Origin of the sequence: Aeromicrobium sp. CF4.19 (assembly GCF_051262555.1) — a bacterium.
Lineage (GTDB): Bacteria > Actinomycetota > Actinomycetes > Propionibacteriales > Nocardioidaceae > Aeromicrobium.
The window spans coordinates 16095-41565 of the sequence record NZ_JBIMEU010000011.1; the positions used below are offsets into that span (position 1 = coordinate 16095).

24 protein-coding genes are annotated in these 25471 nt (G+C 70.9%); 6 read left to right on the forward strand and 18 right to left on the reverse strand.

Annotated features, from left to right (window positions below):
- Positions 1-43: 43 nt before the first annotated feature.
- Positions 44-1291: a hypothetical protein gene (locus ACHAAC_RS16520; RefSeq protein ID WP_435717414.1), complete on the forward strand. Its 1248-nt coding sequence runs from the start codon at positions 44-46 to the stop codon at positions 1289-1291.
- Here the strand turns inward: ACHAAC_RS16520 and ACHAAC_RS16525 are convergent, their stop codons facing one another.
- From ACHAAC_RS16525 to eccD, 16 genes are all read right to left on the reverse strand, one after another.
- Positions 1292-2497: a cysteine desulfurase family protein gene (locus tag ACHAAC_RS16525; protein ID WP_435717415.1), complete on the reverse strand. Its 1206-nt coding sequence runs from the start codon at positions 2495-2497 to the stop codon at positions 1292-1294. It lies immediately after the preceding gene.
- A 60-nt stretch (positions 2498-2557) separates the two neighbouring features.
- Positions 2558-5371: a BTAD domain-containing putative transcriptional regulator gene (locus ACHAAC_RS16530; protein WP_435717416.1), complete on the reverse strand. Its 2814-nt coding sequence runs from the start codon at positions 5369-5371 to the stop codon at positions 2558-2560.
- A gap of 19 nt (positions 5372-5390) precedes the next feature.
- A complete protein-coding gene (locus tag ACHAAC_RS16535) occupies positions 5391-6479 on the reverse strand; it encodes a hypothetical protein (RefSeq protein WP_435717417.1) in 1089 nt (362 codons plus the stop codon).
- Positions 6476-7078, reverse strand: a complete 603-nt coding sequence (locus tag ACHAAC_RS16540; protein WP_435717418.1) for a hypothetical protein — start codon at positions 7076-7078, stop codon at positions 6476-6478. The genes ACHAAC_RS16535 and ACHAAC_RS16540 overlap by 4 nt, the downstream gene beginning before the upstream one ends.
- A gap of 98 nt (positions 7079-7176) precedes the next feature.
- Positions 7177-7863 (reverse strand): TadE/TadG family type IV pilus assembly protein, encoded by a 687-nt coding sequence (locus ACHAAC_RS16545; RefSeq protein ID WP_435717419.1) that lies wholly within the window; start codon positions 7861-7863, stop codon positions 7177-7179.
- Positions 7860-8312, reverse strand: coding sequence for a TadE/TadG family type IV pilus assembly protein (locus tag ACHAAC_RS16550; protein WP_435717420.1), 453 nt, complete (start codon positions 8310-8312; stop codon positions 7860-7862). Before ACHAAC_RS16550 ends, ACHAAC_RS16545 begins: the two co-directional genes overlap by 4 nt.
- Positions 8309-8737 (reverse strand): TadE family protein, encoded by a 429-nt coding sequence (locus ACHAAC_RS16555; protein ID WP_435717421.1) that lies wholly within the window; start codon positions 8735-8737, stop codon positions 8309-8311. The genes ACHAAC_RS16550 and ACHAAC_RS16555 overlap by 4 nt, the downstream gene beginning before the upstream one ends.
- 7 nt (positions 8738-8744) lie before the next feature.
- Entirely contained in the window at positions 8745-8963 is a 219-nt protein-coding gene (locus tag ACHAAC_RS16560) for a hypothetical protein (RefSeq protein ID WP_435717422.1), read from the reverse strand.
- Between the two features lie 35 nt (positions 8964-8998).
- Positions 8999-9898, reverse strand: coding sequence for a type II secretion system F family protein (locus ACHAAC_RS16565; protein WP_435717423.1), 900 nt, complete (start codon positions 9896-9898; stop codon positions 8999-9001).
- Positions 9895-10779, reverse strand: a complete 885-nt coding sequence (locus tag ACHAAC_RS16570; protein WP_435717424.1) for a type II secretion system F family protein — start codon at positions 10777-10779, stop codon at positions 9895-9897. Before ACHAAC_RS16570 ends, ACHAAC_RS16565 begins: the two co-directional genes overlap by 4 nt.
- The gene (locus ACHAAC_RS16575; RefSeq protein WP_435717425.1) at positions 10770-12077 is read right to left on the reverse strand and encodes a CpaF family protein; all 1308 of its coding nucleotides are present in this window, start codon (positions 12075-12077) and stop codon (positions 10770-10772) included. Before ACHAAC_RS16575 ends, ACHAAC_RS16570 begins: the two co-directional genes overlap by 10 nt.
- Positions 12074-12886 (reverse strand): hypothetical protein, encoded by an 813-nt coding sequence (locus ACHAAC_RS16580; RefSeq protein WP_435717426.1) that lies wholly within the window; start codon positions 12884-12886, stop codon positions 12074-12076. The genes ACHAAC_RS16575 and ACHAAC_RS16580 overlap by 4 nt, the downstream gene beginning before the upstream one ends.
- Before the next feature lie 5 nt (positions 12887-12891).
- On the reverse strand, positions 12892-13563 hold the full coding sequence (locus ACHAAC_RS16585) for an SAF domain-containing protein (RefSeq protein WP_435717427.1): 672 nt from the start codon (positions 13561-13563) through the stop codon (positions 12892-12894).
- A gap of 149 nt (positions 13564-13712) precedes the next feature.
- Positions 13713-14147, reverse strand: coding sequence for a hypothetical protein (locus tag ACHAAC_RS16590; protein WP_435717428.1), 435 nt, complete (start codon positions 14145-14147; stop codon positions 13713-13715).
- A complete protein-coding gene (locus tag ACHAAC_RS16595; protein ID WP_435717429.1) occupies positions 14144-15343 on the reverse strand; it encodes a MinD/ParA family ATP-binding protein in 1200 nt (399 codons plus the stop codon). Before ACHAAC_RS16595 ends, ACHAAC_RS16590 begins: the two co-directional genes overlap by 4 nt.
- On the reverse strand, positions 15343-16791 hold the full coding sequence (gene eccD / locus ACHAAC_RS16600; protein WP_435717430.1) for a type VII secretion integral membrane protein EccD: 1449 nt from the start codon (positions 16789-16791) through the stop codon (positions 15343-15345). The genes ACHAAC_RS16595 and eccD overlap by 1 nt, the downstream gene beginning before the upstream one ends.
- Before the next feature lie 47 nt (positions 16792-16838).
- On the opposite strand from eccD, the gene eccCa reads away from it, so the two are divergent.
- From eccCa to ACHAAC_RS16620, 4 genes are all read left to right on the forward strand, one after another.
- Positions 16839-20831 (forward strand): type VII secretion protein EccCa, encoded by a 3993-nt coding sequence (eccCa, locus tag ACHAAC_RS16605; protein WP_435717431.1) that lies wholly within the window; start codon positions 16839-16841, stop codon positions 20829-20831.
- An 82-nt stretch (positions 20832-20913) separates the two neighbouring features.
- Positions 20914-21273 (forward strand): hypothetical protein, encoded by a 360-nt coding sequence (locus ACHAAC_RS16610; protein WP_435717432.1) that lies wholly within the window; start codon positions 20914-20916, stop codon positions 21271-21273.
- Between the two features lie 26 nt (positions 21274-21299).
- Entirely contained in the window at positions 21300-21602 is a 303-nt protein-coding gene (locus ACHAAC_RS16615; RefSeq protein ID WP_435717433.1) for a hypothetical protein, read from the forward strand.
- An 11-nt stretch (positions 21603-21613) separates the two neighbouring features.
- The gene (locus ACHAAC_RS16620) at positions 21614-21970 is read left to right on the forward strand and encodes a hypothetical protein (protein ID WP_435717434.1); all 357 of its coding nucleotides are present in this window, start codon (positions 21614-21616) and stop codon (positions 21968-21970) included.
- Positions 21971-22128: 158 nt separating this feature from the next.
- Here the strand turns inward: ACHAAC_RS16620 and ACHAAC_RS16625 are convergent, their stop codons facing one another.
- Both ACHAAC_RS16625 and ACHAAC_RS16630 read right to left on the reverse strand, forming a co-directional pair.
- Positions 22129-22647 (reverse strand): hypothetical protein, encoded by a 519-nt coding sequence (locus ACHAAC_RS16625; RefSeq protein ID WP_435717435.1) that lies wholly within the window; start codon positions 22645-22647, stop codon positions 22129-22131.
- Between the two features lie 59 nt (positions 22648-22706).
- On the reverse strand, positions 22707-24428 hold the full coding sequence (locus ACHAAC_RS16630) for a hypothetical protein (RefSeq protein WP_435717436.1): 1722 nt from the start codon (positions 24426-24428) through the stop codon (positions 22707-22709).
- A 157-nt stretch (positions 24429-24585) separates the two neighbouring features.
- Between ACHAAC_RS16630 and ACHAAC_RS16635 the strand changes: the two genes are divergently transcribed.
- The gene (locus ACHAAC_RS16635; protein ID WP_435717437.1) at positions 24586-25167 is read left to right on the forward strand and encodes a hypothetical protein; all 582 of its coding nucleotides are present in this window, start codon (positions 24586-24588) and stop codon (positions 25165-25167) included.
- Positions 25168-25471: the final 304 nt, after the last annotated feature.

The following is a 25471-nucleotide window of genomic DNA, read 5'->3' on the forward strand; positions in this document are numbered from 1 at the left end:
GGAGCTGTCGGGGTGACAGGCGGCACCATGCAACCATCTCCTCATGAACATCAGCCAGCGGGCACTGGTGCTCGGGGGCGCATGCTTGACCGGAGCGCTCGTCCTCGCACTCGCCCTGAGTCCCTACGGGCCATTCACCGATGGCCAGGTCTCCCTCGAGGACGCCCGCAAGGACTTCCTCGTCGACCCGACCCGTGACGACCTCGACGCCGGAAGGATGCTCCCGGCCTGGACCATGGACGACCTGGACCGCGGGGACGGCGAGGTGGGGACGCTCTACACCTACCTGCGCGACGCCGACCTGTCCGCCGAGGCGGCCGCCCTCGTGCTCGCCCACCTCGACGTCGCGACGACCGACCAGGAGGTCACGCAGGACGACGTCGGCAAGCCGTTCGGTCAGGCCGGGGAGGCGGCGCTCACCGTGGCGCGGACCTACCGCGCCCTGGCCGAGCGGGAGGATCTTTCCGCACTGCGATCCACCCTCCTCGAGGAGGAGTCGGGCGAGGCAGCGACGCACCTGGCGCACGTGGTGAGCACACACCCGTTCGCCCTGAGCGACAGCCCATCCAGCCTCAGCGCGTCCTCGCCACAGACGTCCGAGCGGTATGTCGACGGCCTGGGCACCGTGTCCGCCGTCCCCTTCGTCGACGAGCGCTGGATCCCTCCCGTCCTCGACCTCGCACTCGTGACCGACGAGGCGTTCGCGGAGGTGGTCGCCGGTCTCAGGTACCAGATGGCGGTCATGTCGGTGGCCTCCACGACGTCCGCGGACCCGGAGTCGGCATCGTCGGGCAGGCAGGTCGTCTCGGCACAGGTGGCGGTGGCGCGGGTGGCCCGGGCCGTCCTCGCGGACACCGACCCGTCCGAGCGGGAGAAGGGCATCCGCCTCCGGGCGATGCTCGACGCCGTCGCGACCGAGAGCCCGAGCGTCGCGGCCAGGCTCGACCGGCTCGACCTGCCGGCTCCCAAGGACACTGCGCTCTCGGCCGCCGCTCCTCGAGAGCTGGGTCAGGGCACTGACGCCGTCCTGGAGGCTCTCGAGTCGACCGACCCGCTGTCGCTGGACGCCGTGGCGGAGCAGATCGTCCGCCTCGGCACCTTCCGCTTCGTCGTCGCCCTCGACGGCGCAGGTCTCCTCGAGTCGGCCCCTGACGTCCCGGCGTGGGATGACGTGTCCACGATGGATCCCCTCGAGTTCGAGACGCTGGCCGATCGGTGGCAGGAGGCATCGCCCTTCACGCTCAACCCGGCCGGTTCGCTGGAGTTGATCCGGCAGGTCATGGAGGACTGATCAGCGGGTGCTGCGCACCAGCGAGGCGGCACGGGCACGCGCGTGGACGGCCGGTAATGCCGCGAGCAAGGCGTCGACGTCGGCCTCGGTGGAGGTGTGGCCGAGGCTGAACCGCAGCGACCCGCGCGCCGCGTCGTCGTCATAACCCATCGCGAGCAGCACGTGGCTGGGCTGGGGCACGCCGGCGGCGCACGCCGACCCCGTGGAGCACTCGATGCCCTGGGCGTCGAGCAGCATGAGCATCGCATCGCCCTCGCAGCCGGGGAAGGTCACGTGGGCGATGTTGGGCAGCCGATGGTCGACGCCCGTTTCGGGATCGCCGTTGACGACCGCGTCGGGCACGATGTGCAGGATGCCCGCGACGAGCCGACGCCGCAGGGCCTCGATGCGCGCCGAGGCCTCCGCCTGCCGGGCCACGGTGATCTCCATCGCCGCGGCGAAGGAGGCGATGAGGGCGACGCCGACCGTCCCCGAGCGCACGTCGCGCTCCTGCCCACCACCGTGCAGCAGCGGGATCGGCTCGATCTCGCGACGCAGCACGAGCGCCCCCACCCCGACCGGACCGCCCAGCTTGTGCGCAGTGACGGTCATGGCGTCCAGACCCGACCCGGCGAAGTCCAGCGGGACGTACCCGGCCGCCTGCACCGCGTCGCTGTGCACGGGGACGCCGTGCTCACGGGCGATCGCGACGACCTCGTCGATCGGCTGGATCGTGCCCATCTCGTTGTTGGCCCACATGGTGGTGATGGCCGCGACCTCGTCGGGGGCGCGTTCGACGGACTCGCGCAACGCCTCCACGACGATGCGGCCCTGTCGGTCGACGGGCGTCGTGTCGATGCGGGCACCCTCGTGCGCGGCCAACCAGGTGACCGGGTCCAGCAACGCGTGGTGCTCGATGGAGCTGAAGACCACGCGGTCGCGGCGGGGATCGGCGCCACGACGGGCCCAGTACAACCCCTTGATGGCGAGGTTGTTGGCCTCGGTACCCCCGGAGCAGAACACGACCTCGCTCGGGCGGGCGCCCAGCTGCTCGGCGATGATCTCGCGCGACTCCTCCACCGTCCGCCGCGCGAGGCGACCGGAGGTGTGCAGGCTCGAGGCGTTCCCGGTGCGGGCCAGCTGCTCGGTGAGGACGCCCCGCGCCTCGGCCAGCATCGGCGTCGTCGCCGCGTGGTCGAGGTAGGCCGTGAGTCGTGGCTCGTTCATGACCGCCCCAGCCTAGTCCGCCCGTCACAACGGAGCGCCGCTCCCTCGCCGCGCAGGCTGTCAGGCCACGCTCGAGCGGTAGCCCGGGACCAGCTCGTCGACGAGTGCGTCCGTGGCCGGCGAGGCACCGACCGGGGAGCCGTGCTCGGCGATCTCGGTGTACATCTCGTCGATGAGCGAGGCGAGATCCACGGACTCACCGCGGGACTCCGCCAGCCACAGCCGCGATCGCCACAGCTCCTCGTTGGCCGGCAGCAGCGCCAGCCCGCGCTGCAGCGATCCATCGGCCGCTGCCAGGTCACCGCGAGAGGTGGAGCTCTCGGCCAGTGCCTGCACCGTGAGCTCCACGGCCAGAGCGACGTCGGCCTGGGTGGTCATGCCCTCGAGCCAGGCGTAGCGCTGCGCGGGGACGTCGTCGAAGGCCGGGCCGCGGACCAGGCCGAGGGCCGTCCGCAGGTGCGACTCGCGGTTGCGGCCGTCGTTCGCCGCGCGGTTCAGCGCCTCCCGGAACGCGTCCCAGTCCAGGCGGACGGTGCCGGGGGTCAGGCGCCACACGCCCGACTCCTCCATCAGGACGGGCGCGCCGTCCTCGGACGTGCCGAGCCAGGCACCCAGCTGGCGCAAGGCGCTGTCGCGCAGCTCGGCATCGACGCCCCGGGGCCACAGGGCCGCGCTGATGCGGTTGGCGTGCACCCCCTGGGGGTGCAGCGCGAGCAGCGTGAGCAGCTCGGTCAGGAGCGGCTCCCGCTCGGTGTCGGCTTCTCCCTGTGCGCGGACGCGGACCGAGCCGAGGACGTCGACCTCGGCGAGGACCGCGGAGGATGCGTCGGTGACCTCGTCCTCGGTCTCGAGCACGTCGACGAGCTGGTCGAGCGTGGGTCGGCGCCCACCGTCTCGGGGGGCGAACAGCGACGCGAGCGAGCGGACGGCCTCGACGTCGAGCACCTGGGCCGCGACGTCGATGCCGAGGTGGGGCGCGTTGATACGACCGTCGGACCGGCTGATCAGGCGCAAGGCAGAGTCCCGGTCGTTGCCGACCACCACGACGCCGAGGGAGACCATCGGGTCCTCGGCCAGGGCTCGCAGCTGAGCGAGGTCGGCGTCCGCCGGCAGCCCTGAGCACACCACGAGGTGGTAGGTCCAGTCCGCGTCGGGAACCATCCGACGCGCCTGCCTCACGTCGGCAGCGCCCGCAGAGCGGCAGGCCTGACGCTGGTGCCTCGCGACGTTGTCCAGGGACTCCAGGACCCGTCCGAGGTCGTCGCTGCGGCGAAGGGCCCCGAGCCCGGCCGAGGTGACGTCGTCGGCGAACCCCACCAGCGTCACCCGGCGATCGTCCGCCCACGGATGCGTGGCCGTGTCCAGCGCGATGCTGAGCGCCAGGCCCCGGGCCACGGCGTCATCGCCGTCGAGCGCCACGACACCGGCTCGCGACTCCAGGTCCAGCAGCAGCAGGCTCTCGTCGTCACGGCGTCCGACGGTCACCAGCCCGGGCAGGGGCGAGTGGCCTGAGCCGGTCACGGCCGCGTCACGTCCCAGAGTCCATGTGGTGGGCCTGGGCGCCGCCCAGCCGGCGGGGGCCGGGACGCTGGGATCCTCGTCGAAGCTGAGGGCCACGCCGGCCTCGCCGTAGGACACACGGGCCGGTGCCGGCAGGCCCGATGCGCCACCCAGGGACCGCAGGGCGCGGTCGAGCCACGAGGCCCCGTCGACGTCCGCCTCCTCCTGGAGGCCTCCGCCGGGGGTCGGGGGCGTCGGGGTGGGGTCGGTGGGGTCGGGACGCTCGGCTCGGCGCAGGCTCCAGCGTGAGCCGGACCCGGGGTTCGCCGCCCGATGACGGCGCAAGCCCAGGAACGCGCCCGCGAGCGCCAGGCCGCCGGCGACACCGAAGAACGGCTGCCACTCACTACGGACGAGCGGCCCATCGCCGTCGACGACGCTCGCTGCCCCACCCTGGGAGGCAGGCACGGCGTCGGCAGCCGCTTCCGGCCCCGGAGCGCTCGAGGCCCCGGCATCGCTCTCGTCCGCCGTTGCCGGAGGGGCGTGCTCGACGACCTTCAAGCCCGGTCCCGAGGCGTCCTCGGGCATCTTCATGACCCAGCCGGGGTGGATGAGGTCCGCATTGGTCATGACACGACCGTCCGGCTGGGTGACGCCCTCGTTGAGCTGCCAGATCTCCTTGTAGCGCAGCCCGTTGCCGAGGTAGCGGTCGGCGATGTCCCAGAGGGTGTCGTAGTGACGTCCGTTCGGGGGCTTGACGTCGTAGTAGGTGGTGGCGCCGGCCTCGACGTCGTGGTCGGTCGCGCTCTGCAGGTCGTCGAGCTCAGGCAGGGCGGCGGAGTCCAGACCCACCTGCTCCTGCGTGGGTGCCTCGGCGAACGAGGCCGCCTCGGGCAGCACGCTGGCCGTCACCGCGGTCTCGGCCGCTTGCGGCGCCGCGGCAGCGGAGGCCGTCCCCATCCCCACGGACGTCGTCCCGGCCATCAGCACGATGGTCGCGATGATGCGCCGCGCGAGGGCCTGCGTGCCGACCCCGCCACCGGGGACCTGCGGCGCGAGTCCGCGACGGCGTCGTTCGGCGACAGCCTCCACCACCAGGCACACCACGAAGTGCGCCCAGGCGAGCCACACCACGACCGCGAGGACGCTGAGCATCGCCTCGATGGTGGTGGGCCTGGTGAGCCACTCGATCGTGGGGACCTCGTCCGGCCACGGCGGCCCGAAGGCCGACAGCAGGGCGAGCGGCACACCGACGACCACGATGGCTGCCCCGACCAGCGCGGCCAGGCCCTTGGCCACCTGCGCGCCCCGGCTCGGGACGTGGGTGATGGAGGGCAGGCGCTGTCCCTGTGGCCTGTCGGTGGTTGCGGTCATGCGGCTCACCTCGTGAACGTCAGAAGACGACGATGGGGGGTTGGTTGGGGGCCTGGACTTCCTGCACGGGCACGACCTGCTTCAGCCTCATGGTGAAGCCGTCGCCGAGACGGCTCCTGGCCGATCCGTCCTCGCCGTAGCTGACCTGCCAGGTGACCTCCACGCTGGCGTAGAAGGCCTCGTCGATGTTGTCCGGGATGGGCTCGGTGGCGAGGTCACGGGCCGAGGCCGAGGACCGTGGGAAGGTGATGGAGCAGGCGTCCTCGGGCTGCTCCGCGGGCTCGGCGCCCTCGCGGTAGGGCGTGGACGGGTCGCACTCCACGGCCTCGATGCCCTCCTGGTGCGGATCGATCCGCAGGGAGGTGGCCTCGGCCTGCATCGTGAAGCCGTTCTCCTCGATCTCTCGGAACGGACCGCCCTGGGCACGGTCGGCGAAGGGGCCCTGGGCGATGGTCGCGTTGCTCGAGGGATCGATCCACTGGAACGTGAAGTACGTGGGGGCGCCCACCAGCGGGGTGGGATTGGGCCGCGGCTGCATGATCGGCACGGGCAGCTGGGTGTTGTTGTTGACCTGCTCCCACAGGAACCGGGAGATGCCGTTGTTGTTGTCCTCGGTGTCGGTGCCGGTCGGCACGAAGACGATGGAGATGTCCAGCGTGCGGTCACGTCCGCCGGAGTAGGTGTCGAAGTCGATGTTGCCCAGGCAGCGCAGCATCATGTACCGACCCTCGTCGGGGCGGGAGTTGAACGGCCGCTTCACCCCGAGCGGGATCTCGCCGTAACGGCAGCGCTGGAAGGTCTGGCTCCCGAAGCGCTCGCGCAACGTCTCCACGTCGCCTCCGGCACCGGAGACGCAGTAGGAGCCCATCCCGGCACCACTGGCGTAGACCGAGCAGACACGCTTCGGCGTCGTGATGCTCTTGGACTGCATGGCGTCACTCTCACCCCGGTCAGGACCGGGCGCAGGCTCCGGTCCGCCGAGTGAGCAGCCCGGCGTGCCCGGACGGCAGGCGTCGTCTGCCGCGGCGGCCGGGGCCGCGACCAGGCCACCGCACAGCATCGCCAGCGCGCACGCCCCGACGAGCCAACGCCCCAGAGTCCCCCTCATGCCGGCGCCCCACCCTCGCAGGTGCCGTCGTAGGCGACGTCACTGATGATGAAGGCGTCGCCCTCCTCCTCGAGGGTGACAACTTCCTTCGACCACTGCTCCTTGACCGTCCCGGTGGCTTCGCCATCGGACTGGTAGAAGACCGCCGACGGGTCCCAGACGCACGCCACCAGGCGGGCACCGTCGTCGCCCTGCTCACTCTCCTCGACCCTGACGTACGCCAGCTCCTTGACGACCAGGTCGTTCTGCCAGGCCCCCTCCATGCTGCTGAGGTAGGGCTCCAGCACCTCGCGTGTGCTCAGCTCGCGTGCCGCAGCCAGCAGGTCACCGCCGTTGACCGATCCGCCCACGGCCTCGTTGAACTGCTTCCACGTCAGCACCGCAGGGTCCTCGGCGTGCGCGTCCCAGTTCTGGATCTCCCACGTCACTCCGTCGGCGCCCTCGGGCTGCGGCGGTGGACCGGCCGGGGTGGTCTCGGTCGGCTCCGGGGCGGGCGACGAGTCGCTCTCGTCCTCACCGCCGCCGCCGCACGCGGCGAGCGCCATCGCCATCGCCATCGCCGACGCGGCGACTGCGGCACCCCACCGATGCCTACGCATGAGAACCCCCGGAATGGTCTTCGTCAGGACCGGCTCAGCATAACGGCTGGCAGGCGTCCCTGCCCATGGGGCACACGCCACACCCGCGCCTGGGTCCGCTACTCCGCGTCCGGCTCGGGCTCGGGACAGACCTCGAGGTCCTCGTCCTCGTCGTCCTCGTCGTCACCGGGTGGATCCTCCGGTGGGTCCTCGTCCTCTTCCTCTTCCTCGTCCTCCGCCTCGTCGCGCGGGATGCAGGGCTCGATGGTCTCGTCCGGCTCCGGCGGAAGCGTCGCGGGTGGCTGCCCCTCGCCCGGCGGGGCCAACGATGGCGGGCCGAGCGTGGAGACCTTGCCGCTGTCGGGACCGGAGATGCCGCTGACGGGTCGTGCGAGCGCCGTACCTGTGGAACGCAGGACCGATCGGCCGATGATGCCCAGCAGGATGGCGTCGGACTCGACCCGCACCGTCACGGTGACGGCGGTGAAGGCGCCCGCCGGGTCGTTGATGGTGGTGAGGCCGGGCCGGCAGAGCGTGAGCTGGTCGTCCGCGGACCGCGCCAGCTCGCAGTAGTCCCGGGCGGCCTGCAGGGCCAGGCGCGGCACGAGGTTCAGCTCCGGGTCCGCGACGTCCACGGCCTGGGCGCCCGCCCGGGCGGCCTCCTGGGCGTAGGCGATGGCACGACCCTTGCCGTTGAGCTGGCGACCACCGTCGATCACCAGGGCGGCCAGCATGATGATCGCCAGGGAGACGATCACCACGAACGGCGTGATCGAGCCGCGCTCGTCGCGGCCGATCCGCATCATCGGTAGCCCCGGTAGCGATCGAGGGGACTGGTGAACGTCCGCGAGATGTCGACGGACCGCAGCGGCAGCGCCGCGAGGTCACCGAGGTCCAGCGTGCAGCGCACGGTCACCGAGACCGAGTCGATCGCGAGTGGGTCGTTCGGGTCCGGCAGCGAGAAGGCGCCCGGCGTCAGGACCGGCGGCTCCACCTCGGCCGAGCTTCGGCACGACGCCGGGGCATCGGCCATCGCCTGCGTCGCGACGCGCTCGGTCACCCCGGCCACCGCACCTCGCTCGTTCTGGGCCGTCGCGGCACGCGTGGCGTCTCTCGCGGCCTGGTCGATGAGGTTCTCGGTCTGGGCATAACGACCGAAGGCGATGATCAGCATCATCAGGGCCAGCAGGAAGGGAGCCACGATCACCAGCTCCAGGCTCGCCGTCCCCCGCGATCGGCAGGGTCCGCGGCTCACGGCCCGTCCCGCAGGTCGCCGCGGAACTGCTCCAAGGTGGCGGTCGATCGCTGCTGCACCTCGACGTCGCCCCCGAGCGGCAGCACCACGCTGCCGACCACGAGCATCGAGACCCGGCCGTTGTCGACGTTGATCGTGCCGTACGCCTCGACGTCCTGCAGGCGTCCCAGCTTGGAGGCGTAGCCCTCGGTGAGCTCCTCCGCCGCGGAGCGGAAGGCCTCCGGGTCGGAGTTGTTCCCGGCAAGACGGAGGTAGGAGACTCCCTCGCGCGAGGCCGACTGCGCGGTGTTGCGGGCATAGAAGTACAGGCCGGCCTGGATGATCGTGAAGATCAGCAGCAGGAAGACCGGCGCGATGATGGAGAACTCCAGCGCGCTGGTGCCGCGGTCATCTCGGCGCCGCCCCCGCCCCTGGAGTCCATGCATGGCTCGCTCAGCCGCCGCTGCCCTGCTCGATCTTGCTGGCGTTGTCCTCGACGACGCCTTGGATGACGCGGGCGAGCAGCAGGGCGAGGAGCACGAGGACGCCGGAGATGATGGCCCACTCGATCGCCGAGGCCCCCAGCTCGTTGCGTCCCTGACGGCGGGCCTCGTCGGCACGGGCGCGCACGAACATGATGACCGCCTTGGCGTAGAACAGTTCGGGCGCCACGGCGCCTCCTTCGAACGAGAGATGATGGGGGTGACTCAGCTCAGCTGGCTGATCGCAGGGTAGGACAAGAATATCAAGAACGCGATGCACATCAGCAGCTGTGCCAGCAACATCGACTGGGACGACTCGCCGGCCGCGCCCTCGACGTCGACGAGCTCCTTGCGCCGCATGCTCTCGGCTCGCGCCATGAGCGAGGAACGGATGCGCGCCCCCTCGTCGCCGGCCAGCGCGAGCGCCGATGCGAGGTCACGCAGCTCATCGACCCCGAGGTCCTCCCCCAGACGGGCGATGCTCTCCCACGGGGTCCAGCCCATGATGCGCGCGTTGGAGAGTGCCTGCCGCAGGCGCACCATCGCCCAGTGGTCGCCGAACGACGAGGCGGCCATGAGGGCCTCGGGCAGGCCGCGTCCACCGGCGAGGTTCATCGCCACGAGGTCCAGGAACGAGCCGACGACGTGTCGGAAGTCTCGCCGTCGGTTCTCAGCCTCCCGGCGCAGCTGCAGGTCCGGCAGGATGAAGCCGAGCGCGCCGGCAGCGATCGCCACGATGAGGGGCACACCGACCGAGCTGGCGAAGCCCAGCAGCGTCACGACACCCGGGAACCACACGAAGGCCGCCAGGGCCAGCAGCGCCTTGGTGCCGAGGTGGTGGGTCACCGTGCGGTTCATCACCGCGAGGTCGGTGCGTGTGCGGCTCAGCTGCCAGCCGCGCACGGAGGCCTCCGCCTCGAGCCGCGCGCCGATCGTGTGGCGGGCCCGGTCCAGGCGACCCTCGGCCTTGCTCGTGGCGGCGCTCTGCGTCAGGGCGGACCGGCTCCTGCTGCGATCGATGCGGGCCAGAGTGGCGGCGACGCCGGGCTGCGGGCGCGTCAGCAGCATCGCCAGCAGCGCCACCCCTCCGCCCAGGACGGCGCCGGCCAGCAGCTCGGGGATCATGCGCCCACCTTCTTGGTGGTGATGAGGAAGCGCTGCGGCTCCTCGACGCCGGAGAGACGGCGCAGCCACAGCACGCTCACGCCGAACACTGCCAGGACGCCCGCCAGGACGGCCTGTCCCACGAGCGTGCCGTAGGGCTGCATGTACTCCTGGTTGAACAGCACGAGGCCACCGGCGACGGCGAGGATGACGCCGACGACGACCTGGACGCTGCGCCGCGTGCTGCGCCGGCTCGCCTCGACCCGCCGCCGCACGTCGAGCTCGTCGCGGGCCGCCGTGGCCAGGGCGGTGAGCACGTCGCGCAGGCCGGGTCCACGCAGCCGCGAGTTCAGCACCAAGGCTGCCACGACGAGGTCCGCCGAGGAGTCGTCGAGGTCGTCGGCGAACTTCATCAGGGCGTCGGGCAACGGGTCGCGGACCCGCAACCGGTCGACCAGGAGGTTGAGCGAGGGACGGATCGACGGTGCGGCGTTGACGGCCGTCGCCGGGATGGCCTGCTCCAGGCCCACTGCCCCCGCGATCGTGTCGCGCAGCGCCTCGATCCACGTGGCCAGACCCTCGGCCCGGACGATCGCGGCACGCTCCTGACGCACGCCTCCGAAGAGCCGGTCCCACATCGCGACGATCGCGCCCAGCACGACGGCCAGCACGATCCACCTGGTCATGGCCAGCACGACGACGGCGACGACGAGGCCCCCGAGCAGCTGGCGGACGCGACGCCGCGACGTCGCCGACGGTGCGCGCCGGGCCCCTGCAGCGATCCGGCGTGGCAGGACGTCCTCCCCCCGCAGGGTCAGCAGCAGCAACGCCAGCCCGAGCCCCATGAGGGTCCCGGCGGTCAGGGCGAGCGGCAGGCGCAGCGACTCGACGATCAGGCCCATTCGCCGTGGACCTCCGGGTCGTACCCGTGCTCGCGCAGGTCGTCGAAGCACGAGATGGGCGCGTGCGGCACCGCGCGGCCGGTGGCGTCGGGGGCGAAGATCTCGCTGGAGAGCACCTGCCCGTCGTGCCCGACGACCTCGCGGACGCTCTCCACGATGCGCGACTGGCTGCCGCCCTCGTCGTGGTCGTTGTGCTTGCGCAGGAAGACGACGAAGTCGAGCGCGCCGGCGACGAGCATCGTCGTGGCCTCCAGCGGCAGCCGCTCGCGGCTCTGGATCGCGTAGGTGCCGATGCGGTTGAAGACCTCGAGCGAGGAGTTGGCGTGGATCGTGGACAGGGAGCCGTCGTTGCCCTGGCTCATCGCGTTGAGCATCGTGACGATCTCGTCACCGAGCACCTCGCCCACGATGACCCGGGAGGGGTTCATGCGCAGCGAGCGCCGGACGAGGTCTGCCATCGTGACGCTGCCGAGCCCCTCGGAGTTGGGCAGCCGCTCCTCGAACGAGATCACGTTGGGGTGCAGCTCCACGTCCTCCCCCAGGCCGAGCTCGAGCGCGCGCTCGACGGTGATGATGCGCTCGGACGGCTTGATCTCGTTGGCGATCGCCCGCAGCATCGTGGTCTTGCCGGCGTTGGTGGCGCCGGCGATCATGATGTTCTTGCGGGCTCGCACGGCCGCCTTGAGGAAGGAGCCGACGCTGCGGGAGACGGTGCCGTTGGCGATCAGCTCATCGAGGAAGACCCGCCCGAGCCGTGCCTTGCGCACCGAGATCGAGGGCCGGGCGCACACGTTCATGACCGCTGAGAGCCGGGAGCCGTCCGGGAGCCTGAGGTCCAGCTGCGGGTTGGCCGAGTCGAAGGGTCGGCTGGACAGTCCCGTGTGGGCAGCCAGCACCTGGATCAGCTCGACGAGCTCCTCGTCGCTCTCGGCGACGTCGGGGTGGCGCTCCTCACGACCGTCGCCGTACTGGACGAAGACGTTGTCGTGACCGTTGATGTCGATGTTCTCGACCTCGGGGTCCTCCAGCAGGGGCTGGAGCCGGCCCACGCCGAACAGTGCCGAGTGGATGGCCGTCGCGACCTCGCGCTCACCCTCCGACGAGAGCGGCCGGCGCCCTTCGGCCACCTCGTAGCGTGCGTGGTCCTCCAGCACCTGGATGATGAGCGAGCGGGCGTACTCGCGCTCGTCCTCGACGCTCATCGCCGTCACGCCGTTCATCTGGTCGCGACGTCTCTGCTCGTTCAGCCGGTCGGCCACCTGGACGCGCAGCGTGCGCACGAGGTCGTGGTCGGTCATGACGTCACCTCCTGCTCGGCGTCGCCCGCGGGTGACGCCGCCTCGGGCGCGACGAACGACGACTCCGTCTGCCGCGCGAGGTCCTCGACGATCGGCTGGGCCGAGCGGACCAGCTGGGTGCGTCCCGGGTTGCCGGTGATCTGGCCCAGGAAGAACGCCGCACCGGCGGGGTCGTACGCGAGGTGGTGGACCGCCCCGACGTCGAGCTCGCTCTTCTCCAGGGCCTCACGCACCTCACGGACCGCTCGTGATCGCTTGGGCGGTGCCACCACGACCACGGACAGCGCCGGCCCGCTCATGCGGCCGAAGGTCTCCTGCAGCCGGCGGATGCGCTCGCGCAGGTGGACGACGTTGCTGGGAAGGGTGTCGACGACCAGCACGCAGGCAGCGGAGGCCTCCACCAGGCTGTTCTGGGGCGTGCCCGCCCCGACCCGGCCGAGATCGGCGATCGTGTCGTGTCCGGGCAGCTCGGCGAAGAGGCGGCCCAAGGTGTCCCACTGGGTGATGCCTCGCGCCTGCTCGGGAGTCGCGACACCGACCATGACCTTCTGGCCGCCCACCAGCCGCTGCGCGTGCACGTCGACCAGGGCGGGGTACAGCGACTTGCGACCCGCTGCGACGAGGCTGGAAAGGCCCATCTGGGAGTCGAGCGCCGCGCCGTCGGCAGCCGGCATCCGCAGTGCGATGTCGCCACCGGAGGGATCGGCCTCCAGCACGACGCTGGGACGGGGCCACAGTGCTCCGAACAGCATCGCCGCCGTCGTGACGCCCGGTGATCCCTTGGCCGAGGCGAGGGTCAGCAGTGCCATGGCGATCAGCCTCCGCAGGTGCGCGGTACCGACTGCTCGGCGCCGCCACCGATGAGCGCGGGTGTCACGGCGTTGTCCTCGATGCCCTGGGAGATGACCGACAGGCAGGAGAGGTCGATGGAGACGACCACCGGGAGCTCGTCCCCGCTCACGGAACCGATGCCGCCCTCCTCGGAGTCACCGACCGAGACGAGCTCGGCGAAGACGGCCTGACGTCCTCCCGTCTCCCCGCCGCCCACGTTCAGTGCGAGCTGCGCGCCGGCCTGCAGGCGTCGGATGAACGGGGTCGCATCGACCGGGACGGTGAGCTGGGTCTGGTTCGCCGCGACGCCGGACTCCTCCGAGACCATGTCCGGCGTGAGGACCGTGCCGGGGAGCAGCCTGGTGGTCGCCGACTGCCCGACCATGTCGTCCACGTCATCGGCCGGGATGCCGGCGTCGAAGTTCTCGGGGAGGCTGACGCGGTCGAGGTCCTCCTCGGTGATCTGGGCGCCCTGCGCGACCTCCTGCCCCACCTGGACGTAGAAGGCGCGGTTGCCCGACTGGATGGCGAGCCACGCCGACGCGAGGGCACCACCGACGATGAGCAGGACCGCGAGCCCGATGAGGGCGGGTCTGGACTCACGTGTCGATGGCAGGCGCGAGACCTGCGCACCGCCCGAACGTGTCTTCGCCATCGCTTCTACCTCTCCTGGACGGAGGCGAGCGAGCTCTGCCATGCCCCCGGGTTGACCTCAGCGAGCGACACGGTACACGCAGCGTGGTGCCTCGCACGCCGCAGGCGACCGGACCACCTCCGCGACTCCCCGCCCGTCACTCGGCCGGGTCACTCGGCGGGCGTCGGAGTGGTCGGGACGGAGGGAGCGACGTCCTGCGGGAGGTCCGTCGGCTGTGGCTGCGGCGTCGGGTCCGATCCGCCCGGCTCCTGCGCCCCGGGATCGGCGGGAGCCGTGGCAGGCGGCTGCTCCTGCTCCCGCTCCTGCTCGCGCTGGTTCTCCTGGGTCACCCGGAAGGCATCCATCACGGCGATGCCGGCGATGATGACCCCCACCACGATGAGGCCGACGACGACGGCGGGCCACACCCGCTGGTGCTCGCGCCAGGTCTTGCGGCTGCCGTGCAGCAGCGCGGAGCGCATCTGGCGCCGCCGCATCGCGTCCGCCTCAAGGACGTACCGCTCCGCGTTGGGAGTGTTCTGCATCGCCAGGGTGGGAGGCGCCTTGGGTGGCGGCTGGGAGTCCGTGTCCTTCTCGTCGCTCATCGCGAGCCCCCCAGCGCGATGGCCGCGGCGACACGGACGAACGCCTCGCGGGTCGTGGCCGACACGCGAGCGGGGTCGTAGGGCTGACCCTGCGCCAGGTGGGGGTCCGGCGGCACAACGACAATCGCTGCCGGCTGCTGACCGAGCCTGGAGACCACCTCGCGATGCACCGTCCGGTACGCCTCCTCGTGCGGGCAGACCACGACGTGGACCGCTCGTTCGGCTGCTGCCGGGTTGATGCTGCGAGCACGGTCCAGGGCCACCTCCAGGGCACTCAGACCGAGGCCACCTGCGCTGGTGACGATGACGACCTGGTCGGCGCGGGCGACGGCGGCGTGGGCGGCCTCGCCCGGTGAGTCGCCGGCGTCCAGCAGGGCGAAGGTGTGGTCCGCGCCGAGTCGCTCGAGGGCTCCGCCGACATCGCGCCGGGTCGTAGAGAGGTCCCACTCGACCGCGTCGACCAGCCCGAGCCCTGAGACCGCGGTCGGGATCGGGGTGTCGGTGTCCAGACCGGCGACCCCGGTCAGGTCGAGACCGGTGGACGCGCCGAGCACGGCAGAGAGCGGCACCGAACCCTGCTGCACGTCCACCACCGCCGAGCGGTCCTCACGCATCGCGGCGAAGCACGTACCGGCACCGACCGCCGTGGTCGTGCAGCCCACGCCTCCCTTCCCGGCCATGAAGGCCACCACTCGACGATCGCTCTGGCGGTGCCGAACGGCCTCGACCACCTCACGGTCCCCCAGCACGGACTCCGCGGCGTCGGCGGTGACGAGGCCACGCGTGACGGCACGGAGCAGTCGACCGGCCTGTCGCGGTGGGCGCGTGCTCGCGGCCGTTCGGGACAGGAGCTGCTCCACCGTCGTGCTGGGACGCGAGGTCTGCGCGGGCTCCGCCGTGGTCTGCTCCGGGCTCGGCCCGCTCGGCCCGGCCGGGGACAGCAGCGGCTGGTCCGAGGACCCGCCGAGCCCCGGGCGCAGCGGCACGACCGATGCGGACCCGGCATCGTCCTGCGGCTCCGTGGGACGCGACTCGATCGTCTCAGGGTCCTGGTCTTCCGCGAGCCCGAGGCTGCGTGGGTCGATGCCCATCCGCGCGAGGTCCGAAGCGCTGCCCTGTGCCTGGCGGCGGCGCACCGCCGCGAGATCGGGCGCGGGCTCGGACTCGTCCCCGGGGCGCTGCTCGTCGTCGCTCATCAGATCAGACCTCCCAGCTGGTCGTAGATCCCGACCGCCCCTGCGAGCAGCACCAGCAGCGTCACGATCGCGAGGAACTCGACGATGTTCAGGGTCCGCTTCACCCGGGCGCGGGTGATCTCGGAGATCGAGAGGGCGGCCAGGCCGTACGCCACGGCGGCGGCCACCACCGTGACGGGAATCAGGTACGGCACCCACTGGGTGTCCTGGGCGACCAGGCGCACGGCGGCCAGCGCCGCGACGGCCACCCCCGCGACCCGCAGCGGCACCACGTGCTGCGTGCGGGAGAACAGTCGTGATCGCATCACGGCTGCGGCGGCGAGGGCGAGGGCGAGGGTGCGGTCCCAGGGCTCGCCGGAGACGTCCAACCAGGCCCCGGCGGCGACGACGACGGCGGAGATGCCCACGAGCGCGCCCACGAGGATCGCGTTGCTGGAGCGGTAGCGGAACCGCAGGGCGGCCAGGTCGAGGGTGCCGACGTGCCGGACGCGGTAGTCGGCGCTGGCCAGGCCGCCCACCGACAGCGACACCCGGGGCAGGATCCCCACGACGAGAAGACCGAGCACGGGCAGCACCCGGACGCTCTGCATCGAGGAGACGTCCGCCACCCCGACGACGGCCTGGGTCGCGGCGGCCAGCAGGACGACCACGCCGAAGGCCGCGTGGGCCGTGGCCGTCGCGGTGACGAGCCGAGCGAGACCGGCCACCAGCGCCATCGCCAGGGCGGCGCACGCCAGCACCAGGACGGGCTCGAGCTCCAGCCGCTCGCCGACCGAACGGCCCAGGAGGACCCCCCAGAGCATCGCGACGCCGGCCGCCACCTGGGCGTCGACGGGCCGCACGTTGGCGCCGGCCCACCAGGTGGCACCCAGCAGCCCGATGACGGCGGTGGCGGCTGCGACCGGCTCGGCGAGGTCGGCCAGGGAGGCGGTGCCGACGACCCCCGCGACCAGGGCCGCCAGGGCCCAGGCGCCGAGGAGGGCGACGCTCGCCAGCACGGCGAAGGAGCCCGTCGTGCGGGTGGTCCACACGCCACCGGCGACGTCGACGCTGTCCTCGACTGCGTCACGCACGTCCTCCACGAGGGCCGGGGAGACATCGTCCTGCTGGGAGCGCAGCTCCAGGACGTCCCCGTCCAGCACGCCGGCGTCCTCCAGCGTCTGCACCAGGGGAAGGGTCGGCCCGCCCAGGCGGCCGAGCGTCCAGCTGGTGGGGACTTGCTCGCCGCGCTCGGGCGCGGCATAACGCATGATTTGCGGCATCACGTCCGCGAGCGGGAGGCCGCTGGGCAGGGCAAGATCGATGGTGCGCTGCGCGGTCACCACCGTGACCCGGCTGTACGCCGTCAGCACGTGGACCCCCTCGGTGTCGCCCTGTGTGTCACTGCCCCGTGTTGCGAGCGCCGTCGTGCACCCGACCTTGCGGATGTCCTCGGCGGTGGTGAGCATAGCGTTGCCGCAACACTTCCTGCACGACGCGACAGACGGGTGCCACCGTGACGACGACCCTGGTCAAGAGACCGACCCGACTCGCGCCCCCGCAGCGGACCTCGCAGCCCCTGAGCATCGAGCCGCCCCCCAACCGCGGCCAGGGCGCGCCACCGATGGCGGGCGCGGGCATGATGATGATGCCGATCATGGGTGGGACCGGCTCCATCACGATCGCGATCACCCAGAAGGACCGCCCCATCGTCGCGGTCGCAGCCTTCCTCGCGCTCATCGGCGCCATCGCGATCGGGGCGCTCATGGTGATCTCCCAGCGCAGCGGCACGAAGCGCCAGGTGCGGGAGAGCCGCGAGCGCTACCTCGACTACATCGAGTCACTGCGGCACACCGTCCGGGACCAGATCTTCGCCCAGCGCGCGGAGCAGGCCTGGCGGCACCCCCGAGCCGAGCAGCTGTACGACATCGCGTGCGACGAGAATCGTCGGTGGGAGCGTCGCGCCTCGCACGGGGACTTCCTCGCGGCACGGCTGGGCACCGGCGACGTCGCCCTGGCGGCGGGGCTCACGATGGAGGCCGACACCGGGCCCCTCAACGACTTCGACCCCGTCTGCCTGCAGGCAGCCCAGGAGATGCAGCAGCGCTACGCCACGCTGCGCGACCAGCCGATCGTGGTGCCGCTGGCACGGATCGGTCAGCTGAGCGTCATCGGGAACCCCGCGGCCAGGCGCGCCCTGGCGACCCACGTGCTGCTGCAGATGGTGACCCTGCAGAGCCCGAACGACGTGCAGGTCGCCGTCGTGCGCTCCGACGACACGGCCGCCGCGTGGGACTGGACCAAGTGGCTCCCCCACGTGCAGGAGTCCACCCGCCTGGACGGCGACCTGCAGGGCAGACGCGTGGCCACGTCCATCGCCGCGATGGCCGAGCTGCTCGCACCCGACCTGGAGGCCCGGCTGGACCGGCACTCCCGATCACGAGGTGGGGAGAACGTGCAGCCCACCCATCTCGTGGTCGTGGTGGACGGTGAGGGCCTGCCCACCGGGCAGCACCTCCTCTCCCCCGACGCGAGCGTCTCCCTGGCCCAGCTCGGCGTGCACGTCATCTCCCTGCACGGGGAGGCCCGTCACGAGCCGGAGGGCGTCGACCTCAGGCTCGAGGTCGACGACCACGGGTCGGTCACCACCTCGGCCCGGCCCGAGCCGTTCCGGATGGACGTCGCACCGGCCGGCAGCGAGGCGGCGATCGCCCGTCAGCTCTCCGCACTGCGCCTGACCCACGAGGACGTCGGCGAGGACGGTCTCAGTGACACGGTCGGTCTCCCGGAGATCCTGGGGGTCGACGACCCGGCGCGGCTCGATCCGAGCCGGACCTGGCGCCCTCGCGCACTGCGCGACCTGCTGCGGGTCCCGATCGGCGTGGGAGCCACCGGGCAGAGCGTCATCCTGGACCTCAAGGAGTCCGCCCACGGCGGCATGGGACCCCACGGGCTCGTGGTCGGCGCCACCGGCTCGGGCAAGTCCGAGATGCTCCGGACCCTCGTCAGCTCGCTCGTCGTCGGCCACGGCCCGGACCGGCTCGCGCTCATGCTCGTGGACTTCAAGGGCGGCGCCACGTTCGCCTCCATGGAGGAGATCCCGCACATCGCGGGCACCATCACGAACCTGCAGGACGACCTCACCCTCGTCGACCGGATGCGCGACGCCCTCTACGGGGAGATGCAGCGACGCCAGGAGATCCTCAAGCGTGCGGGCAACCTGCCCAACGTCACGGCCTACCAGGACCGCATCGACGCCGGCGAGGACCTGGAGCCGCTCCCCCACCTGCTGGTCATCGTCGATGAGTTCTCCGAGCTCCTGACCGCCAAGCCGGACTTCGCCGAGATGTTCGTGGCGATCGGCCGCATCGGCCGCTCGATCGGCGTCCACCTGCTGCTGGCCACCCAGAAGCTGGAGATGGGCAAGATCCGCGGCCTGGAGTCACATCTGTCCTACCGCATCAGCCTGCGCACCTTCTCGGAGTCCGAGAGCCGCGACGCGATCGGCGTGCCGGACGCCTTCCACCTGCCACCCGAGCCCGGTTCCGGCTACCTCAAGGTCGACACGACGGTCTTCGAGCGGTTCAAGGCCGCGCTGGTCTCCTCGCCGTACGTCGCCCCGAGCGAGGGACCCAAGACGACGGTCCCGGTGGTGCCCTACGTCGCACTGGACGGCATCGGTGCCTGGCTCGCCCAACAGGCGGCCGCCGCCTCCGACGAGGCCGTCGAGGCCATCACGGGACGGGCCTCGGCCTCCGACCCCAGCGTCCTGGACGTCTTGTGCGAGCGGATCGCCGGCGCGGGAGCACCGCGCGTGCGCCCCGTCTGGCTGGACCCGCTGCCCGAGAGCCTCGCCCTCGGCGACCTGACGTCGCTGGAGACCACCCGCCCCGCCACGTCGTGCCGAGCCGTGCTGGGCCTGGTCGACGACCCGAAGCACCAGGATCAGTTCCCACTGGAGTGGGACTTCACCGGTGGTGGGGCCAACCTCGTCGTCACCGGCTCACCGCAGACCGGCAAGTCGGTCCTCGTGCGCACCATGGTGCTGTCGATGGCGATGACCTACGCCCCGGGCGACGTCGTCTTCTACTGCATCGACTACGGCGGCGGGTCCCTGAGCTCGCTGCAGGACGTCCCCCACGTCGCCACGGTGACGTCACGCGTCGACCCCGAGCGCATCCAGCGGACCGTCAACGACGTGCGGGGCATCCTCGACCGGCGTGAGGCGATGTTCCGCGAGCGGGGCTTTGAGTCCATGGCCGGCTTCCGCCAGGCGAGGGCCGCGGGCGAGCTCCCCGACAGCGAGCGCGGCGACGTCTTCCTCGTCGTCGACGGGTGGGGCACCTTCCGTGACGAGTGGGACGACCTGGACTACGCCATCGCGGACATCGCCGCCCGCGGCAGCAACTTCGGCGTGCACGTCGTCATCACGGTGACCCAGGCGATGCAGGTGCGCATGCGCATGCAGGGCTCGATGGGCGGCCGGATCGAGCTGCGCCTGAACGATGCGTACGAGTCCGAGTTCGAGCGGGCCGTGAGCGAGCAGATCCCCAGGGACTCCACCGGCCGCGGCATCACGGGCACCCGCAAGGCGGCCAACGTGTTCCAGTCCGCCCTCCCCGTGCTGGAGGTGCCGGCGCCGGACCCGATGGGCGACGACGAGTACCACGACCTCGACCGGGACCAGCGCACGCTCGTGGCCGCGGTCAAGGACAAGTGGGGAGATCGCAGCGTCGAGCGCGTCCAGGTGCTTCCGCGTCGGGTGGAGCTGGCGGACCTGCCGCCGATCGAGCTCGGCGACAAGGGCATCCTGGTCGGCCTCTCCGAGCTCAACCTCGGTGCGGCGGAGATCGATCTGTGGGGCGGCGACCCGCACCTGCAGGTCTACGGCGACGGGGAGACCGGCAAGTCCAACCTGCTGAAGCTCATCATCCACAACCTCGTGACGAGCCGTTCGTCGGACGAGATCGGCATCGCGGTGGTCGACTACCGGCGGTCCCTGCTGGACGTCGTGCCGAAGGACTACCTCCTGGCGTACTCCACCGGGGCGGAGCAGACCGCCGGCATGGTGGCGAGCATCGGCGGCGCCATCAACGACCGGGTCCCCGGCCCCGACGTGACGTCGGAGCAGCTGCGGACCCGCTCGTGGTGGAAGGGGCTCGAGGTGTTCGTGATCATCGACGACTACGACCTCGTGGCGACGTCGCAGGGCGACCCGCTGCTCGGCCTCGTCGATCTCCTCCCCCAGGGTCGCGACCTCGGTTTCCACCTCGTCCTGGCCCGCCGCACCGGTGGCATGAGCCGTGCCGTGTTCGAGCCGCTCATCCAGCGACTGATCGACCTGAGCGCTCCCGGCTTCATGTTCTCCGGTGACCGCATGGAGGGGCGCCTCATCGGTGGGCACGCCTCGCGTCGGCTGCCCAAGGGCAGAGCCATGTACATCAACCGGGACGGCGGGGCGTCGCTCGTGCAGACGGCGGTCGCCGAGACGACTGGGTCCGAGGTGTGACCGACGTCTCAAGGAGAGTGCGTCCGACGCGGACGCTTGGTACGGTGATGACTCACCACGTCTCTCCACAGGGGGAAGTTCCATGAATGCAGATCGCGTCTCACTGACCGAGGGCTACGAGGGCGCCCAGCAGAGCAACCGCACCGTCGCCGGTTCGGGCGAGAGCATCTCCGCGCTCGCCAAGAAGCAGCACGGACACTCCGCCGACCTCCAGGGTCAGAACAAGGGTGCCTTCGCCGGCCAGGCCACCAACGGCTCGACCGCCGCCGCCAACAACCTGACCGCCGCTGCGACGCTGCACACGGCCAACGCCTCCGGTGGACAGCGCAACGTCCGCGACATCGCCGGAGCCGAGGAGGACGCCACGTCGACCCAGCGCGTGGAGTCCACCAACCTCGACCAGTCCGCGCTGGACCTGCAGGCCAAGATCAACCACGCCTAAGCGACCCGAGAACTTCAGGAGACATCATGAGTGACAGCGTCCGCGTCGATCGCGGTTCCATCCAGAACTACACCGACGCCACCCGTGGCAACGTCGGCTCCCACCGCACCCAGGGCGAGGACGTCGACCGTCAGACGGCGCGCCAGGTCCAGTCCCGCGAGGGTGGCGCCGGCTCCGATGAGCTGACGCGCCAGAAGGCGTCCACGAACCGGCACTCCGAGGACATCAACACCGGCATCGAGCGCACCAGCAACCGGACGTCCGAGCAGGGTGACGCGCTCATCTCGGCTGCTGTCCGGTCTGCCGCCAACAACATCAAGAGCACCTGAGGACAGATTCCATGAGTGGAACCCACGTCGGCGCGAACGTCGACGGCCTGCACAAGACCGGGGGCAAGATCGCCGGCCGCAGCAGCGGCGGGTCGACGGCTGGCAAGAATCTCGGCAGCAACCTGGACTCCTCGGCCACCGCCATCGGTCACGGTCGGATCAAGTCGGCGCTGACCGCGTTCGTCACCAACGGTGTGATCGACAAGGGCAACCTGCTGGGAACCCAGGTCACGGCGGCCGGCAACAACGTCGCCAACGTGGCTGCCACCGTCCGGAACGAGGACAACGAGGGCGCACGCACCGTGCACACCTCGGCGGCGCAGGACACCTCGATCGCCGATCGCATCAACGGCAGCACCGCTGTCTGACGCCCCGAGCGTCCACGAAGGCCCCGACGAGATCGTCGGGGCCTTTCTGCACGTCAGGGCGCGTCGACACCGTCGCCGCCGACTCGGTCTGCAGGCTCCCCGGTCAGGGCCCGTTCTCCACGGCTCCGATCACGCCGTGGGCCCGACGAACAGCACTGCTACCGCCAGACACCACCGAGGACGAAGCGACCACCGTCGGCGATCGGGGCGACGTTCGCGGAGACCCCCAGCTCCAGGGCATCGAACGTCGCGCTCGGTGAGGAGTAGCGAACCCGCTCGGTCTGCTCGTCGTCGACGTCGGCCAGCTCGCTCGCATAGTCCTCCACACCGGCGGGATCGACACCCAGCTGGTCGGTGAGCGAGCGCAGCTGCTCCACGAGCTGGTCCTTCGGCACGGTGGGCCCCCGCACGCCGAGCCGGAACCGCTCCCCCGAGGCGGTACCGGTGCGCTCGAACGACAGCGCCTTGGTCTCGACCTCCAACCGCTCCTCACCCGGCAGCAGGAGCACGACGGTGCGCGCCTCGTCGGTCTCGTAGATGCCCGCGCGGTCGTCCTCGGCGATGCCGAACGCCTCCGCACTCGGCTCCTGCGTCAGGTCCCACGTCTCGAGCCCGTCGACCATGCTGCGAGCCGCGGGATCAGGGCCGTCGTCCCGCGCGGTGTCGTTCTCGGTCACGGTCACACATCCTGTCAGGAGCACGAAGATGGCAAGGAGCAGCAACGGACGGGACGTGCTCACCACAGGCGGAGCTCCCCGTCGACGAGCGAGTCGAGGATGTCCGGCCAGCGCTCGTCGAGGCGGTTCTCATCGATGCGGTCACGGACCGACTCGCTCAGGATGTCCTCGACCTGGTCCGGGTCGTTCTCCACGAGGTCGAGGAAGACCGGCAGGGTGTCGTCCTCGATGAGACCCCACCGGGTGTCGAAGTCGGAGATGTTGCCCTGGGGCAGGTTCACGGTCACCTCACCGCCCTGGACGCCGGGCACGAGCGGCATCGTGTCGACCTCGACGGTGTACCCGCCCTCGACCTCGCCGAGGGTGGAGGTGCCCGGGATGGATGGCTGACCGACGATGCCCATCACGTACGTCATGGCCTCGCCGGTGACCGGACGGTTGCGCATGTCGTCGTACTGGTCGGCGATCGTGTAGTGCTGCTCCCGGTAGAGCAGGCCCTCGTTCCCCTCGTTGAGCAGGTCGGTGTCGCCGGTCCGGATGCCGGTGTCGATGGCCTCCCAGGACTGGTACGCCTGGTCCACCTGTTGCGGGTCGCCGCCGAGCAGCCCGGCCTCGCGCAGCTCGTCGATGCCGTCCATGCCGAGATCGTTGTAGGCCTCGTGCATCGTCGAGGCGTCGTAGAAGATGTCCTTCTGCATCTGCAGGAAGGTCTGCTCGTAGAAGGCGATGTCCTCCTCGCCGAGCTGGGCGAGGTCGTCCAGACCCCGCAGCGCAGGCGGCAGGGCGTAGTCAGGGATGTTGCTGAGGTCGTCGGCGATGTCGCGGAAGAACTCCAGGTCCTCGAACCCGGCAGCGAACGACGGACCGATCATCGAGGCCATCGCGGCCCACCGGAAGTCGGGGTTGTCCAGGTAGAGCTGGGCGTAGTACTCGTACGTGCCCTCGTAGTGTCCGGCGACGCCGCTGGCACCCTGCGTGACGTCCCACGTCGTGAGGTCGATGCCGGCGCTCTCGGCAGCGCGAGTGACGTACATCTGCTGCAGCGCGTCCGCGTAGACCGTGGCCTCGACGTCCATGCGTCGCGCGAGCTCGACCAGCCTCTCGATGTTCGCCGACGACGTGCCGAGCGGTGGTGGGATGAAGAAGTCCTCGAGCCTGCCCTCTCGCTCCAGGCGCTCTCGCAGGTCGGCGAGCTCGGCATCGGTGTAGGTGATGGACGGGAACTGCACCGCCATGGCCAGCGGCAGGAACCCGTCGGCCACGAGCTCCTTCATCCGTTCCGGGCTCGCCCCGAGGTCGAACTGGTGCGCCACCTCGTCGGCACCGTCCTCCAGCAGGTCGTCGGCCCGCTGGTACTCCGGACGCAGCTCCGCCTTCACCTGGTACCAGGTGGTGGAGTACTCGGGGACGTCCTCGTCGGGCATGTTCTGGAAGGGGCGCCGTCGCTGTGCGGTGATCGTCCTCAGCCGCTGGTTCAGGTCCTCGACCTCGGTGTCGAAGGTGTCGACGTGGCCGGCGAACATGGTCAGCAGCCCGACGGCGTAGTACCCGTCGAAGGCCAGGTCGCTCGCGACCTGCTGCGCCTGCTGGGGGTCGCTCCGGGTCCCGGCCTCGATGTCGCCCTCGACGTCCTCGGCGACGTGCTGCTCATCGGCGTCCAGCTCGCTGGCCAGAGCAGCGATCACGTCGGCGTTGCGGCGAGGATCTTCCGCCGCCGCGCGGATGGTGTCGCCAGTGACGCCGTCGTGCAGATCGGCGTAGTTCTGGAACTCAACGACCATGGGACCCCCTTGCCTTCGCAGAGTGTAGTGGCTCTGACAACAGGTACACGCCCTCGCGCGCAATGCTTACGATGTACGTGCACGAGGTCTTCCGGGGGGATGTCAACGATGACACTGAGCTGGTTCGAGAATGACGCGATCGGAACCCGCTGAGATCATGCTTGCCTCACGCAGCATCGCGGTTCTGGGGTGCTTGGTGTCGCTGTCGCTCACGGCGTGCGAGTCGAACGACGCACCCGCTCCGACGGCGCCCCCGTCCTCGCCGGCCACAGCAGCAGATCCGTCGGCGTCGCCGTCGCTCGGCGTGCCCGAGGACCGTCTCACTGACGACACGACCACCCGTGCCGAGGCCCTCGAGGCCCTCGACGACGACGGGCCGCCAGGTGCTCCTGTCACGTGGCGTGTCGACCCTGATGTTCCATCCGATGCAGCCGAGACGGTGCAGCACTCCTATGCCATGGTCGAGCTCGGTTGGGCCAGGGGATCAACACCTCGACCTGATCTCGCGTCGGGTCTCTTCCAGCCAGGCAACGATGCCGGGCTGGCCATCGTGCAGGCCCGCGGGTACCTCATCGATGGTGACCCTGTCGAGTCACAGATCCTCAACTACTTCCTCGACGACGTCATGGACAGCGACGGATCACGCGTGCAGAAGATCGTGAAGCTCAACGCCGGATCTGCGCTGTCCGACTCTCCTCGCGCTGACGACCGTCGGTGCGCACAATGCCTGGACGGGTGATGACGTGGAGGCGGTGCTCGCGAGAGTGCGCCATCGAGAACACCAAGGTCGTCGCCGCCCCCGGCGACGAGGAACGTTCGACCTGCGAGGAATGGGCGACCCGGCGCTGAGCCGACCGGCTCCCTGTCGCCACCGACGGGCGGATCGGGCCTGGCCTCCTCCTGCGAGAAGCACCGGGAGTCCGCAGCGTCCCTCGCCGGCCACGTCATCCCCGCCCCAAGGCCAGCCCTGCTCCTTCGATCCCGAGGGAACATGCCGTGCGTGCCGTCCGAGCGGAGTGCTTACAATAAGCGTGGACACAGGA